At 61.7% G+C, this 14732-nt stretch carries 17 protein-coding genes; 11 read left to right on the top strand and 6 right to left on the bottom strand.

Annotation, left to right across the window (positions count from 1 at the left end; translation table 11 throughout):
• The first annotated feature begins 88 nt into the window (after positions 1-88).
• Positions 89-1522 carry a helix-turn-helix domain-containing protein gene (locus EM6_RS07785; RefSeq protein ID WP_126421644.1) on the top strand — a complete coding sequence of 478 codons (1434 nt, stop codon included), beginning with the start codon at positions 89-91 and terminating at the stop codon, positions 1520-1522.
• A 42-nt stretch (positions 1523-1564) separates the two neighbouring features.
• Here the strand turns inward: EM6_RS07785 and araD1 are convergent, their stop codons facing one another.
• A complete protein-coding gene (gene araD1 / locus EM6_RS07790) occupies positions 1565-2587 on the bottom strand; it encodes an AraD1 family protein (protein ID WP_126421646.1) in 1023 nt (340 codons plus the stop codon).
• 315 nt (positions 2588-2902) lie between these two features.
• Between araD1 and EM6_RS07795 the strand changes: the two genes are divergently transcribed.
• Positions 2903-3688, top strand: a complete 786-nt coding sequence (locus tag EM6_RS07795; protein WP_126421648.1) for a FadR/GntR family transcriptional regulator — start codon at positions 2903-2905, stop codon at positions 3686-3688.
• Positions 3689-3800: 112 nt separating this feature from the next.
• Here the strand turns inward: EM6_RS07795 and mtgA are convergent, their stop codons facing one another.
• The 3 genes from mtgA to EM6_RS07810 all read right to left on the bottom strand — a co-directional run bounded on the left by mtgA (position 3801) and on the right by EM6_RS07810 (position 6978).
• Positions 3801-4496, bottom strand: coding sequence for a monofunctional biosynthetic peptidoglycan transglycosylase (gene mtgA, locus EM6_RS07800; protein WP_126421650.1), 696 nt, complete (start codon positions 4494-4496; stop codon positions 3801-3803).
• A gap of 124 nt (positions 4497-4620) precedes the next feature.
• Entirely contained in the window at positions 4621-5607 is a 987-nt protein-coding gene (locus EM6_RS07805) for a WD40 repeat domain-containing protein (RefSeq protein ID WP_126421652.1), read from the bottom strand.
• 204 nt (positions 5608-5811) lie between these two features.
• Positions 5812-6978, bottom strand: a complete 1167-nt coding sequence (locus EM6_RS07810) for a CobW family GTP-binding protein (protein ID WP_126421654.1) — start codon at positions 6976-6978, stop codon at positions 5812-5814.
• A gap of 265 nt (positions 6979-7243) precedes the next feature.
• Between EM6_RS07810 and rplU the strand changes: the two genes are divergently transcribed.
• The 7 genes from rplU (at position 7244) to rlmH (ending at position 12266) form a co-directional block, all read left to right on the top strand.
• Complete coding sequence (gene rplU, locus EM6_RS07815; RefSeq protein WP_126421656.1) at positions 7244-7762, top strand: 50S ribosomal protein L21; 519 nt, start codon at positions 7244-7246, stop codon at positions 7760-7762.
• Positions 7763-7788: 26 nt separating this feature from the next.
• Positions 7789-8058, top strand: a complete 270-nt coding sequence (gene rpmA, locus EM6_RS07820) for a 50S ribosomal protein L27 (RefSeq protein WP_126421658.1) — start codon at positions 7789-7791, stop codon at positions 8056-8058.
• Between the two features lie 549 nt (positions 8059-8607).
• Entirely contained in the window at positions 8608-9240 is a 633-nt protein-coding gene (locus EM6_RS07825) for a GNAT family N-acetyltransferase (RefSeq protein ID WP_172961163.1), read from the top strand.
• 131 nt (positions 9241-9371) lie between these two features.
• Entirely contained in the window at positions 9372-10424 is a 1053-nt protein-coding gene (obgE, locus tag EM6_RS07830) for a GTPase ObgE (protein ID WP_126421662.1), read from the top strand.
• 74 nt (positions 10425-10498) lie between these two features.
• Positions 10499-11173, top strand: a complete 675-nt coding sequence (locus EM6_RS07835) for a nicotinate-nucleotide adenylyltransferase (protein WP_126421664.1) — start codon at positions 10499-10501, stop codon at positions 11171-11173.
• 144 nt (positions 11174-11317) lie between these two features.
• On the top strand, positions 11318-11686 hold the full coding sequence (rsfS, locus tag EM6_RS07840) for a ribosome silencing factor (RefSeq protein WP_041658436.1): 369 nt from the start codon (positions 11318-11320) through the stop codon (positions 11684-11686).
• Positions 11687-11774: 88 nt separating this feature from the next.
• Complete coding sequence (gene rlmH / locus EM6_RS07845) at positions 11775-12266, top strand: 23S rRNA (pseudouridine(1915)-N(3))-methyltransferase RlmH (RefSeq protein ID WP_126421666.1); 492 nt, start codon at positions 11775-11777, stop codon at positions 12264-12266.
• Here rlmH and EM6_RS07850 read toward each other — a convergent pair.
• On the bottom strand, positions 12263-13051 hold the full coding sequence (locus EM6_RS07850; RefSeq protein ID WP_126421669.1) for a hypothetical protein: 789 nt from the start codon (positions 13049-13051) through the stop codon (positions 12263-12265). The genes rlmH and EM6_RS07850 overlap by 4 nt on opposite strands.
• A gap of 1 nt (position 13052) precedes the next feature.
• Complete coding sequence (locus EM6_RS07855; RefSeq protein WP_126421671.1) at positions 13053-13337, bottom strand: HPr family phosphocarrier protein; 285 nt, start codon at positions 13335-13337, stop codon at positions 13053-13055.
• A 256-nt stretch (positions 13338-13593) separates the two neighbouring features.
• On the opposite strand from EM6_RS07855, the gene EM6_RS07860 reads away from it, so the two are divergent.
• Both EM6_RS07860 and EM6_RS07865 read left to right on the top strand, forming a co-directional pair.
• Positions 13594-14052, top strand: a complete 459-nt coding sequence (locus EM6_RS07860) for a YaiI/YqxD family protein (protein WP_126421673.1) — start codon at positions 13594-13596, stop codon at positions 14050-14052.
• An 89-nt stretch (positions 14053-14141) separates the two neighbouring features.
• Positions 14142-14708, top strand: coding sequence for a hypothetical protein (locus EM6_RS07865; RefSeq protein ID WP_126421675.1), 567 nt, complete (start codon positions 14142-14144; stop codon positions 14706-14708).
• Positions 14709-14732 lie beyond the last annotated feature (24 nt).

Here is a 14732-nt window from a genome sequence, read left to right on the forward strand (position 1 = left end):
CGCGACCTTGTTGGTTTTGTGAATTTGTGACTAAATGACTCCCGCTCCTTGTGCCTATGGCTCCACCGCCGGAAGGAGAAAGGCCCTCATGTCTGAACTTGATCGCAAACTCTTCCTGGGCGGCCGCCTCAAACGCCTGCGGCACGACCTGAACCTGACCCAGACGCGCATGGCCGAAGACCTTGGCGTGTCGCCCTCCTATCTCAACCATCTGGAGCGCAATCAGCGCCCGGTGACGGCGCAGGTGCTGCTGAAGCTGGCCTCGACCTATGATCTCGACATGCGCAGCTTCACCTCCGAAGCTGATCCGTCGGGTGAGGCCGATCTGGCCGAGGTGCTGAGCGATCCGCTGTTCAAGGACCTGCATGCGCCGCGCCGCGAAATCGCCGATCTGGTCGCCGCCTCTCCCACGGTGGCCGAAGCCATGCTGCGGCTGTACCGCGCCTATAAGGAGCGCAAGGTGCGTGAGGTGATCGACCTCAGTTCGGCGGAAATCCTCAACGAACATTCGCCCGCCGACTGGACCCGCGATCAGGTGCAGGCGGCCAATAACCACTTCCCGGACTTCGATGAACGCGGCGAGGCCTTGTTCGAGGCGCTGGGCGGTGATCCACACACGCTCGAAGCCGCCGCCGAACGCCGGCTACAAAGCGAGTTCGGCATCGGGGTGCGCTTCATGCCGGCCTCGGTCATGCTGATCTATCAGCGGCGCTACGATCCACACCGGCGCCGTCTGATGCTGTCGGAGACGCTGGCCCCCTCCTCGCGCGTCTTCGCCATCGTCTATCAACTGGCTCTGTCGCTATACGGCGCGGAGCTGAATGCGCGCGTCGAACGCGCCAAGGCCCCGGACCTCGCCTCGGCGCGCCTGTTCAAGATTGCGTTGCTCAACTATCTGACGGCGGCGACCCTGATGCCCTATGGCCGCTTTCATGAGGCGGCCGAAGCCTGTGGCTACGATCTGGAGCTTTTACGTGCCCCGTTCGGCGTCAGTTTCGAACAGGCGGCGCACCGCCTGACTACCCTGTCGCAGCCCGGCCGCCGCGGCGTGCCCTTTTTCATGATGCGGATAGATTCCGCAGGCAATGTCTCCAAACGCTTTGCCGCGGGAAAGTTTCCCTTTTCACGCTTTGGCGGGGCCTGCCCGCGCTGGAACCTGCATCAGGCCTTTCAGTCGCCGGGCCGCATTCTCACCCAGGTGATCGAAACCCCCGCAAGCCCAAGCGGCGAGAGGTCGCGCTATTTCACGCTGGCGCGCACGCTCGACCGGGGCCTGCGCGGCTGGGACGGCGGGGCCTATAGCGAGCAGGCGCTGGGGCTGGGCTGTGAGCTGAAATACGCCGACAAGCTGGTCTATGCGAAGGGGCTCGACCTCAGCAACCCGGCAGCGGTCGAAACCGGCCCCATGTGCCGGCTGTGCGAACGCCCGAACTGCCGCGAACGCGCCGCCCCCCCGGTGACCAAGACCCTGTCCGTCGATGAGTGGATCAAGTCAGCCACGGCGTTTCCGTTTGCGGGGTAATCATACCTCCCCATGCCTTCGGCATAGGGAGGTATAGGGCGCTTAAAGCCGCACCACCTTTGCGGTGTTGGCCAGAGGCTCCGTGGTTTTGAGGGGGTTTCTGAGCGGGTGGACGAAGGGGCGGGCGTCGATTTCGAACACGTCGCCGGCTTGCGTCTTCACACCGTCGGCAAAGCTCGCCGTCGCCGTGCCGAAGCAGTGCACGTGCACATCGCCCGGCACGCGGAACAGCTCGTACTTGAAGTGGTGGTGTTCCAGATTCTCGAACGTGTGGGACATGTTGTCCTCGCCGGAGATAAACGGCTTTTCCCAGATCACTTCATTGCCGCGCACGATCTTCGACGTGCCTTCGACGTGGCTCGGCAGGTCGCCGGTCAGGATCTCGACCCCCAGAGAGGCCGGGCGCAGCTTGGAGTGGGCCAGCCACAGATAGTTCTGCTTTTCGGTCACGTGATCCGAGAACTCGTTGGCCAGCGCAAAGCCGATGCGATAGGGCTGAGAGTCCTCGCCGATGACGTAGATACCGGCCATTTCCGGTTCTTCGCCGCCGTCCTCGGCAAAGGCCGGCGACACCAGCTCGGCGCCCGGTCCGACCAGCGCGTAACCATTGCCCTTATAGAACCATTCCGGCTGCGCCCCGGCGGTGCCCGATGCCGGCTTGCCGCCCTTCACGCCCATCAGGAACATGCGCATCGAGTCGGTCAGGTTCTCTTCGCCGCCCCCGTCTTTGGTAGCCTCTTTGGCCTTGGCGTGCATCTTGTCGCGGCCCTCAGCCGAGCCTAGGTGCGTCAGGCCGGTCCCGGTCAGGTGCAGGTGCGCCGGGTCCGGATGGTCGATGGGGGCCAGCACGCGGCCTTCGGACAGGGCCAGCGCGATATCCACCGCCTCACCCAGACCCTGCTGCGCCACCTGATCGGCGATCGAGCGTTTGGCGGCGATGGCGGCCCTGGCCAGCTCATAGGTCGTGGTCACGCCCAGAATGACCTTAGCCGAACCGTCATCTTCGGCAGCGGCCACACCGCGCGTCCCGTGGGCATCGACAAACTGGATCAGGCGAAGGGTCATGACGAACTCCCAACAATATTGCTCTTAAAACTCAGACAATTGATTGTGACTTAGGCCTGCCTTTGCCGTTTGTCAAATCGTGTTTATGATCAGACTCGTTTCTATCGGCTCGACAGGATTTTACGAGCCCGCTTTAAAGCGCCTCCCCTGATTTCAGGGGAGGTGGATTCGATGCCTTTGGTATCGAAGACGGTGGGGTTAATACCGACGTATAACCCCCCTCCGGCTTTCAGCCGGTATCCCCCCTGACATCAGGGGGGAGGCTTTAAACCGGCTCCGTCCGATGACCGAGGAATAAAACACACAGGGCCCTGCATGACCGATACCCGACCCGCCGCTACGTTTGACCGCTCCCCGGCCACCGAAAGTTCCGCTTACGGCGTGCATTTCCAAGGCCGCCTGCACGGGGCGCTGGCCCACCGGCTAGGGGTGGACATCCTTAAGGGCGTCTATCAGCCCGGCGAGGTCCTGCCCAATGAGATTGACTCGTCTTCGACCCTCGACATCTCGCGCTCGGCCTATCGGGAGGCCATCCGCATTCTGGCCGCCAAGGGCATGGTCGAAAGCCGCCCCAAGGCCGGGACGCGCGTCACGGCGCGGCGCCGCTGGAACGTGCTCGATCCGGAGGTGCTGGGCTGGATGTTCGAGACGGAGCCGTCGGAGGACTTCATCAAGGGCCTGTTTGAGCTGCGCCTGATCACCGAACCGGCGGCGGCCGAACTGGCGGCGCTGCGCCGCACGGACGAGCACCTGCGCCTGATGGACAAGGCGCTCGACCTGATGGAGGCCGAGACCCTGGCCACCGAAGCCGGACGCAAGGCCGATCTCGACTTCCACGACGCCCTGATGCACGCCACGCACAACGAAGCCCTCGCCTCGCTGAGCCATTCGATCGGGGCGGCGGTCGCCTGGTCCACGCGCTTCAAGCAGCGCCATCAGGCCCTGACCCGCGACCCGATTCCCGACCACCGCCGCGTGTTTGATGCCATCAAACGACAGGACTCAGGCGCGGCCCGCTGGTGCATGGAATCGCTCATCCGCATGGCCCTCGACGACACCCAGCGCTCCATGCAGACCCAGTACCTCGAACCGAGAGGGTGAGAGGGCACGAAAGGTACGAAAGTCGGTGGGGGGCGTGGGAAGACGAAACACGTTCCGTGCGAAATTTGAGAAAGCCCCCACCACCAACCTGTTGGGAGGCATTAAGAACGCCCTATTCCAGCACACAGGTCCCGATGCCGTTGCGGCGCACCACCCCGGCATTGGCGCGGATTTTGCCTGAGCGGCCCTTGACGTACTTGCCCGACTTGGCCGCCTTCCATTTCAGCGGGCTGGGCAGGATCGCCGCCAGACGCGAGGCCTCGGCCTGGGTGAGATCGTCCGCCGACTTGCCGAACCAGTATTGCGAAGCGGCCTCGGCCCCATAGATGCCGGGGCCCCATTCGGCGCTGTTGAGATAGACTTCCATGATGCGCGACTTAGGCCACATCGTCTCGATCAGCAGCGCATAGTAAGCCTCAACCCCTTTGCGCACATAGGAGCGCTGCGGCCACAGGAAGGCGTTCTTGGCGGTCTGCTGGGAGATGGTTGAACCGCCGCGCACCTTGCGCCCGCGCGCATTGTTGCGCTGCGCCTTCTCGATAGCGTTCATGTCGAAGCCATAGTGCGAGCAAAACTTGGCGTCTTCGGCGGCAATCACCGCCACCTTGAGATTGTCCGATATGCGTGAGGCGGGCACCCATTCGTGGTGGTAGCCCTTGCCCTCGAAAATCCGCTGCACCATCAGAAAGGTGATCGGCACGGGCAAGAACCGATGCACGGCGACCGACGCCACGCTGAAGGCAAAGCCGCCCACGATCACAAAGACGAGCAGTCGCCCGATGCCGAATTTCGCCTTGGCCCCCGCCACTGTTCGCTACTCCACGGCCCTCGCAAGACGAGAGCTCAAAAATGCCAATCCGGACGCAGAGCCGCCTCAAGTCCGGATTGTCGATACCCACCCATAATCGGGTCCCGCCGTCAGGCGGAGCGGATTATGAAGCCTCAAATACCCACAGGTTGCCGTCTTCGTCACCAAAGATCAAGCGGTTGGCCTCATTCGAGATAGCCAGCGCCGTGATGGGCGCACCCTTTTCGCGGCGAATCCAGTCGATCCCGGTCGATTGCAGTTCAGCCAGCCACACACGCCCGTCTTCGAGCCCGGCCGCCAGCAGCGTGTCTTCGGGGGCGCCGGCGACGACCGACACCATGGTCGATTCTTCGGCGTTGATTTCCGACGCTTCTTCGCCCATCGGCCCGTTGGCCTTCAGGAAGGGCCACACCACCGCACCATTGGCCCCGGAGGTGGCCAAAAGCTTGCCCTTGGCGAAAAAGCCCATCGACTTGATCTTGGCCGGATAGCCGCCCATGCGCATATCCTTGGCATCGCTGATGCGCCAGCCGTGCAGGGCGTTTTCCTGCATGGCGGTCATGACGAACTTGTCGTCGGGCGAAATGGCGATCCTGGTGTGCGAACCGGCCCATTTGAGCAGGGTTGGCTTTTGCTGCGCGATACGGGAAAACCACACGGCCACGCCATTATAGGTCGCCGCATAAAGCTTGCGCCCCTTGGCATCGAAAGTGATGTCCGACAGGCTGGACGTGTGCTCAAAGATCACGGCCGTCTTCTTCTGTGCGTCATAGACGTGCACCTTTTTGCCCGCAGCAGCGGCAATCAGCAGCGCCGCGTCGCTGACGGCCAGGGCATCGAACCACGCGCCCTTGGCGGCAAAAAGCTCGACCGGACCGGACTCCTTCGTCGTCCACACCACGCGACCATCATCACCACCGGTGACGATACCGACGCCCGACGGGTGGATGGCGGCGCTTAAGATGCCACCATTGGGGTGGGCTTCGAAGGTGGCATCGGCGTCGGGAAACACGACGCGCCCATCACCGAGCGCCGCGACGGGCTCATCGGCGGAATCGAACAGGGCGGCGACGACGTATTCGTCGAAATGTTTTTCATAAGCGAAGGGCATATCTGATCTCTCATACTCCCCCAGCTTGCTGGGGGAGGTGGATTTTGCCGAAGGCAAAAGACGGAGGGGGCTTACACGGGAGGAGGGGCAAAAGCCAGAGCTTGCCGTTAGATCGCAAGATACCCCACCACCACGCCCTACCGGGCGCGGTCCCCGGCTCCGGCCGCCCGGCTCCCCAGCAAGCTGGGGAGGTATAAATTTGGCTTACTGCGCGATGCACGCCTCGAAACCGGCGCGCAGGGCGGCCTCATCGAGGTGGCGACCGATAAACACGGCGCGGCTCAGGCGGTGTTCGCCCTCTTTCCACGGCTGTTGCAGTTCACCTTCGAGGATCATGTGCACGGCCTGAAACACCAGACGCTTCTCCTCGCCCTGGATGCTGAGGATGCCCTTGGCGCGCAGGATGTCCTGCCCCTTTTCGGCCAGCAGCTTATCCAGCCAGCGGGTGAATTTCACCCCATCGACCGGCGCTTCCGACGACAGGGAGACCGAGCGGATTTCATTGTCGTGGATGGGGTTCAGATGACCGTGCGCGTGATGAGAGTGGTCATGGTCATGATGGTCGTGGCCGCAGTGTTCATCATGCACGTGACCGGGCTCACCATGCGCCGGGTTATGGCCGTGGTGGTGGTGGTGGTGCCCGTGATCATGCCCATGATGATGGTGATCATGCCCGTGGTCATGATCGCAATGGTCGCCGCAATCGGGGCCATGCTCATGGTGATTGGCGACCGATTCCATCTTGTCGAGATCGAAGCGATGCTGGTTCAGCAGGCTTTTGATCTCCACGCCTGAACGTTCGGCGCGCTCAATAGTGGCCAGCGGGTTGAGGCCACGGATGCGCGCTTCGACTTCGTTCAGTTCTTCCGGCGTCGCCAGATCGGTCTTGTTGAGGATGACGTGATCGGCAAAGGCGATCTGTTCCTTGACCACGCGGTCGGTCTCCAGCGCCGAACGGAAGTGTTTGGCATCGACCAGCGCCGTCACCGAGTCGAGATAGGTGCGTGCCTTGACCTCTTCATCGACAAAGAAGGTCTGCGCCACCGGGCCGGGATCAGCCAGGCCCGTGGTTTCGACGATAATGGCGTCAAAGCGGCCCTTGCGCTTCATCAGGCCCGACAGAATGCGGATCAGATCGCCACGCACCGTGCAGCAGACGCAGCCATTGTTCATTTCGAACACTTCTTCGTCGGCCCCGACGATCAGATCGTTGTCGATGCCGATTTCGCCGAACTCATTGACGATGACCGCGTATTTTTGCCCGTGGTTTTCGGACAGGATGCGGTTCAGAAGCGTCGTCTTGCCGGCCCCCAGATAGCCGGTGAGGACGGTAACGGGCGTTTTGGCAACGGAAGCGGCGGTATCGGCCATGGGGATTACCTGACAATCTATATAAGGGGCTATATAATTTGAGGCTTAAGTAGGCTTTTGCCGGGGGAAATCAAGCCTCGCGCGGACCGGGTGTCAGATTCCTGCGGCACGGGCATAAACAGGCGTTGACTCACTGAGCAAAAACTATATAAAGCGCCCCTCTCTTCCGAGGGTCCTGCCCTGCGGAAAACCTGAAATTTTGCGCGAACCATTGGTTTTTATACCGGTCGGGTTTGCCAGTCACTAAAGCTTAGAGGCTAAACCGATGTATGCGGTAATCAAGACCGGCGGTAAGCAGTACCGCGTTGCGGCGGGCGATCTGCTCGTCGTTGAAAAGCTGGAAGGCGACGCTGGCGCTGCCATCCGTTTCGAAGAAGTGCTCCTCGTCGGTGACGAAGCCGGTGCCGTGGTTGGCGCGCCGCTCGTTGAAGGCGCTGTGGTCGAAGGCACGCTGATCGAAACCCGCAAGGGCAAGAAGGTGAAGATCTTCAAGAAGATCCGCCGTCAGGGCTATCGCCGCACCACCGGCCACCGTCAGCCGGAATCGGTTATCCGCATCACCGCGCTGAACGGCGCGGGCAAGTCGGCAGCCTGGGAAGGCACCGTCTCGCTGGTGACCAAGGCTGAGCTGGACGCCCGCGCTCGCGGTCTGGCCCCGAAGGCTCTGGCTGAAGCTGTTGAGGCTCCGGTCGTGGAAGCACCGGTGGCTGAAGAGGCTCCGGCCCCCAAGAAGAAAGCCGCTCCGAAGAAGAAGGCTGCCGAAGCCTCTTCCGAAGAAGCGTAATCGCAACCGTTTAGAGGAGTTCAACAATGGCTCACAAAAAGTCCGGCGGCTCGTCGCGTAACGGCCGCGATTCAGAATCGAAGCGCCTTGGCGTAAAGCGTTTTGGCGGTGAAAGCGTCCTCGCGGGCAACATCATCGTCCGTCAGCGCGGCACCAAGTTCTTCCCCGGTGACAATGTCGGCCTTGGCCGCGACCACACCCTGTTCGCCACCGCGAACGGCAATGTGAAGTTCACCACCAAGCGTGACAACCGTTGTTACGTGTCGATCGTGCCGCTCGCCGAAGCGGCCGAATAAGCGACCTGATACAGATGCTTCAGGTCGCGCTTAGTCACTAAGCCGATCTGGACATAGCCTTTGAACGGGGAGTCCGGATCAGTTTCCGGGCTCCCTTTTCTTTTGGAACAAGCGTCGAAAAAAGGGGATACCGGTTTTTCGGGCCCCGCTTGCGACCACCCAAAAGAGGCCCCTTCTCTTGTTCCCCGTTCGTCAGGCCCCATCTGGGGCGCAGTGGCCTCGTTTAGGTGTCACCGCGTCAAAGGTATTTGCGAAAAGCTTATTTTCGCAGGGGCACGGGCGGCGGAAATTTTATGCGGTCTGTGTCACCTTCGGACCACATAAAAACCGAAACCTCCCGACATCCTAAATTGGGTCTGAAGACCATCGGACCCATCGCACGCCGGCGTCTTTCCCGAAAGCGAAAGCCGTCCTTCGTCTAAGTCATAAGAGCGTATTTCGTTCAGATTGAAGCGAAATCTCGCTCTAATGGTTTGTTTTGTCGCGCATTTGATTCCGAAAACCGTTGCACACTTTTCGGAATGCGCTCTAAAGGAACGGGGTATCATCATGATCATCAGAACACCCGAAGCCCATGGATTCACTGGCTCTCATCCGGCTGTGGCTGGCCTCAAGCGCGAAGACCTGCGCGCCGGCCGCAGCGGTTACGCCGTGCAGACCAAGCGCCTTTATCTCAGCCCGCTGTGCCTGGATGATGTGGACGATGTAAAGGCGATCTTTGGCCATCAGTCGGTGGCGCGCATGACCCACGCCATCGCTCATCCGTTCCGTGAGGCCGATGCGCGGGCCTATGTCGAAAAGGCGCGGCACAATTCCTCGCCGCGGCTGCCGGTGTTTGGCATCCGTGACGCTGACGAAACCCTGATCGGGGTGGTCGGTCTTGAGCGCACGACCTGCGGGCAGCCGTCAGGCCTGCATCAGTTCGGCCCGTCCGTCGGCATCTGCATTGCCCCCGAACATCAGGGGCAGGGCTTCGGTGTCGAAGCCCTGGAAGGCCTGATCGGCTATGCCGAACGCTTTGGCGGTCACCGGGTGCTGCACGCCGCACACTTTGCCGACAATGCGGCCTCGGCGCGGATGCTGGCGCGGGCGGGTTTCCTGTACACGGGCCGCCGCACACCGGAAACCTCGCTGGCCCGTCAGGGCCCGCATGAGGCTCTGCACATGATCCGGCTGCTTTAATGATCAAATTGAGCATAAGGCCTTTCGCAAAAATTTGATCTTCCCTTCAACTTGGTTCACAAAGGCGGCTTCCGCTCCCCGGCGGTAGCCGCCTCGCTTTTTGATCACCTCTCGCCCCTGATACCTCCCTCATGAAATTCCTAGACCAGTGTAAAATCTTCATCCGCTCGGGCAATGGCGGCGCGGGCTCCGTGTCGTTCCGCCGCGAAAAGTTCATCCCGAACGGCGGGCCGGACGGCGGTGACGGCGGCAAGGGCGGCTCGGTGTGGGTTGAGGCGGTCGAAGGGCTGAACACCCTGATCGACTATCGCTATCAGCAGCATTTCAAGGCCAGCACCGGCACGCACGGCATGGGCCGTCAGATGCACGGCGCCAATGCCGAAGACCTCGTGCTGCGTGTGCCGGTCGGCACTCAGGTGTTTGAGGAAGATCACGAAACCCTGATCGTCGACCTCGACACGCCGGGGCAAAAGGTCATGCTGCTCAAAGGCGGCAATGGCGGCTGGGGCAATACGCGCTTCAAAGGCCCGGTCAATCAGGCCCCCGACTTCGCCCTGCCCGGTCAGGACGGCGAAGAAAAGTGGATATGGCTGCGGCTGAAACTGATCGCCGATGCCGGTCTTCTGGGCCTGCCCAATGCCGGGAAATCGACCTTCCTCGCGGCGTCTTCCGCTGCGCGCCCCAAAATCGCCGACTATCCCTTCACCACCCTGACCCCCAATCTGGGCGTCATTGATCTGGGGGCCGAAGAGCGTTTCGTGATTGCCGACATTCCCGGCCTGATCGAAGGCGCTTCGGAAGGGGCCGGGCTCGGCACGCGCTTTCTGGGCCACGTTGAGCGCACCAAGGTGCTTATCCATCTGGTCGATGGCACGCAGGAAGACCCGGTCAAGGCCTATAAGGTCATCCGTAACGAGCTGGCCGCCTATGCCGAAGACCTGGCCAAGCGCCCGGAAATCGTCGCCATCAACAAGGTGGACTCGCTCGATGCCGAGGCGCGCAAGGACCTCAGCAAGAAATTGAAGAAAGCGTCGGGCCAGACGCCCTACCTCATTTCCGGCGTTACTGGCGAAGGCGTGCGCGACCTGTTGTTTGCTGCCCATGCCAAAATCGTCGAAGGCGAGAAGGCCGAAAAGGCCGGCGACTCGCCCGCTCCTTCCACCTACGATCCGTGGGATAGATAAGGCGTGCTGTGGGGCGTCTCAGCGATCAGCTTCCCTTCCTCTTCCCCCGCTGTGCAGGGGAGGAGCGCTTAAGCATGTGGTTCGCCGGTCCAGCCCCCCTCTTCCATACGCTGAGCCACGGTGCCTTGCGGCCGGGATTCCATCTCGAACGCGGCATGAAGATCGGCCTGTTCGGCGGGTCATTCAACCCTGCGCACGAAGGCCACGCCCATGTGGCCGAAACGGCGCGGATGCGTCTGGGGCTTGATCGCATCATCTGGCTCGTCTCACCGCAGAACCCGTTGAAATCGAAGCGCGATACGGCCCCTCTGAGCGAGCGCATCGCCGCCATCCGTCCCTTTGTCGGGCCCAAGGACATTATTTCGGATTTTGAAACCCGCATCAGCGCCACCTATACGCTCGATACCCTGCGCGCCCTGAAAGCCCGCTATCCGGGGGTACAGTTCGTGTGGATTATGGGCGGGGATTCGCTGGCCAGCTTCCACCGCTGGCGCGGCTGGGTGCAAATCGCGCGCATGATCCCCATTGCCATCGTCTCGCGCCCCGGCGTCCTGATGAAAAGCCGCCTGTCGCCCACGGCCCGCCGCTTTGCCCACTATCGGCGCAAAGAGCGCGAAGGCCGCATCCTCAGCGGGCTTCCGGCCCCGGCCTGGGCCTATCTCAAAGGGCCACTACACAATATCTCTTCGACGGCCCTGCGCGCGCAACGCAAGAAGGCCGCCGAGGGGGAAACCCCGCCCTCATTATAAAAGTGGCGGCGGCTGCATTACTAACCGTGACCTTGGCCCCTGTCTGTGCTAGGGTGAGGTCAACTTATCCACATATGGAGTAAAACCCTGTCTCGTCAGCTTGCGCAAGACGCGCATTCGGAACCCGCCGCCCCCCCGGCGGACATCGACCAAAGTACCGCCGATTTCGAGGAAACCTCGCTCGAAACCCTCATCCTGAACAAGCTGGATGATGATAAGGCGCAGGACATCGTGTGCATCGACCTGCGCGGCAAAAGCTCGGTGGCCGACACCCTGATCATCGCTTCGGGCCGTTCTCACCGCCACGTCGGCGCTCTGGCCGATCACGTCATGCGCGCGCTGAAAGACGCGGGCTTCGGCAAGGCGCGCGTCGAAGGTCTGCCGGCCTGCGACTGGGTGCTGCTCGATGCCGGCGACGTGGTGGTCCACCTGTTCCGCCCAGAAGTACGCAGCTTCTACAATATCGAAAAGATCTGGTCGGTATCGTCGAACCACACGGTCGATAGCCACTAACCTCTTTATACCTCCCCAGCTTGCTGGGGAGGGTTTCGACTATCTGCGATTTTGGGGGCCTCGCGGCTCCCTTTTCATTTAGCGCTCCATGAAACTTATCCTCGCCGCCGTCGGCAAGCTCGGCAACACCCCGGAAAATACCCTGACGCGCGACTATCTCAGCCGCGCCACCCTGAGCGGCCGTCCGCTGGGCCTGGGTCCGGCGGAACTGCTGGAGATCGAGCCGAAAAAGACCGCAAAGTCTCAGGACTCCGCGCTCAACAAGGCGCGGGAAGCCGAGGCCATTCGTGCGGCCTTGGGCGACGGCGTGTGCCTGATCACCTGCGACGAACGCGGCGAGCTTCTGACCTCGCGTCAGATTGCCCAGCGCGTCGATAAGCTGAAAGATTCCGGGGAGCGCAAGTTGGCCTTTCTGATCGGCGGGGCCGACGGGCTCGATGCCGAACTGGTTAAATCGGCGCGCTTTTCGCTGGCCTTCGGGCCGCAGACCTGGCCGCACGCCTTGGTGCGGCTGATGCTGGCCGAGCAGATGTACCGGGCGACGACGATCCTCGCCGGATCACCGTACCATAGAGATTAAAATAGCTTTTCTGGCCGCTTCTGAAGCGTGCAATAGCCTTCTTCGTACGCCCCCGGCCCTTCCTTGATCAGGGTCGAGCCCCCCAGCGGCAGCTTGCCGTCGGTGCGTCGCGCCAGATAGGCCCCCGTATGACGATCCAGCGTCACGCGCAACTGCGCGCCGCGTTTGGTGCGCGCATTATAGAGGTCGTAATAGTTGGCGCTGATCGTCACGCGGCAATCGAGCGTTTCGCAGGCCGTGTCCTTCAGCAGGCTCTGATGACGCGGATCGGCCATCACCATTTTGAAGCGCGCCGTATTTTCCGGAAAAACGTCGGACAGCGCCACTTCCAGATGGAATTGCCCTTTCGAGATCAGCCCCTTGGGGCCAACGACCTGGGTTTCGCACCTCAGATCGTGGGTGACGCTGGGGCTCAGTGGCAGGGCCTCAGGCGGTTCGGCGGGCTCAGGCACCGGGGCCACCGCGATCACCGGCGGTGGCGGGGGCGGCGGAGGCGGCACGGCGTGCGTCACCGGAGCGACTGGCATCGCCACAGGCGCAGGATGGGCGTCGGTTTTGGCCACCGGGGCCCCCTGTAACTGCGCATAGGGGATCGGCCCCTCCGGCAGTTTGGGCGCAGGCGCGACGGCCTTGGGCTTGGGTTTCGGCTTGGGGCGTGGCTTGGGCTTGGGCCTTGGCGCGCTCTCGTCCCCCACCGGTCCCGACGCGCCCTCGCCATCGGGCGGCTCGGCATAAGCGGCGCTGCTCAGCAGCGCACAGGTGAGGAGGAGGGCGAGGCGTTTCATGTCAGGACTCTTCCCCGAAGCGGTCGGACACCAGCGCCACCAGCGCCTGGACGGCGGCCTGTGCCTGTTCGCCCTCGGCCTCGATGTCGATAAAGGTACCTTTGGACGCCGCCAGCATCAGCAGGCCCATGATCGACTGCGCATCGACGCGCGACTCGTCTTTGAGCACGTAAATCTGTGCGTCGAACTGTGCCGCGGTCTTGACGAACTTGGCAGAGGCGCGGGCGTGCAGCCCCTTGTCGTTGACGATTTCGACGCGCGCCGTGATGGGAGTGGTGTCGCTCATGGGGCCCTGTACCGGTAGTGCGGCGATTTTTACCGCCTCTGTCTTAGCGGGGCGTTAACACCTGTTTACCCTAAGCGCAAATCCCTCTGGTGCCCTGACTTTGAAACACGTATGCGCCCGATACCGCCCTTTGTCGAATTTCAGATTCAGCCGGACGCTATAAGAAATCTTCGCTCAAGCGCTCAAAAATCCACCCTCCAACCCACAGGGGGAGTATAAGGAGCGGCAAACCACGCCTGCTTTTCGGAAACCCTTTTTGCCCATCACCCTCTATATCGATGCCGATGCCTGTCCGGTGAAGGACGAAACCTACAAGGTCGCCGGGCGCTATGGGCTGCGCACCGTCGTGGTGTCGAACAGCTTTATCCAGATCCCCAAATCGCCCCTGATCGAACGTATGATCGTCGATGCCGGTCCGGACATTGCCGACGACTGGATCGCGGATCAGGCGACCGCGCACGACGTGGTCATCACCAACGATATTCCGTTGGCCGGACGGGTGCTGGCCAAACAGGCCTATGCCATTGCCCCCAATGGTCGCGCCTTTACGCCCGATTCCATCGGCGCTGCCCTGTCGCAGCGGGCCCTGATGGAGCATATCCGCTCGACTGGTGAAATCACCGGCGGGCCGTCGCCCTTTTCCGCCGCCAACCGCTCGCAGTTTCTGCAAACCCTCGATCAGGTGGTGGTCAAGGCGCGCCGCCTGAAACCCTGAGCGACCGGTCTGAGATCAAGCTCTTGACCCAACAGTAAAAAATGCGCAGCCTGCTCTCGGTTTCTACACGTTTCCAAGGGAGGGGGAACATGGCCTCATCAATCGAGTCATTCGGTGTCGTCGGTTATCTGTTTTATGCCTTCATAGCTTTTGGTATGCTGTTCTGGTTATCCTCTCTTCGAGGCGTGATATTTGGACCGATAGGCTCCAAGCCGGTTGATCGCCGTTTTTATCTGCTTTTTTTCGTCGCTACGACTGGATGGCTCGGGACCTTTGTTGCTTTTCTCGGCGAAGCTACATCGGAATCCGGTAATGTCCCCTCACATCTTTTCTTGACCTGCTGGGCCATCCTGGCCGTCGGCATCGGATTGGTGTTCAGCTTGCGATGGGAGATGCTCAATGCGCATATGCGCTACGAAGCCGAACACGGTTTTCCTCTTTGGCGTCCTCTGGCGAAGCTACAGTGGGCCATTTGGGAGCGTCAGCAGGCAGCGACGATCAAAGGCTTTCCACGCCTCGTTGGCGGTCTGTTCGCACTGATCGGCACGTGTATTCTTGGCTATGTGCTGCTCAATCACGAAACGACCTTCCCCGCACTGGCGCGGGAGTGGGCAGGGAGCTTCACCGCCGTCCGCACCCTGATAGGATTGTCCTGAAGCCTTAGCCAAAAGGGATACACG

Origin of the sequence: Asticcacaulis excentricus (assembly GCF_003966695.1) — a bacterium.
In the GTDB taxonomy this organism is placed as follows: Bacteria; Pseudomonadota; Alphaproteobacteria; order Caulobacterales; family Caulobacteraceae; genus Asticcacaulis; species Asticcacaulis excentricus_A.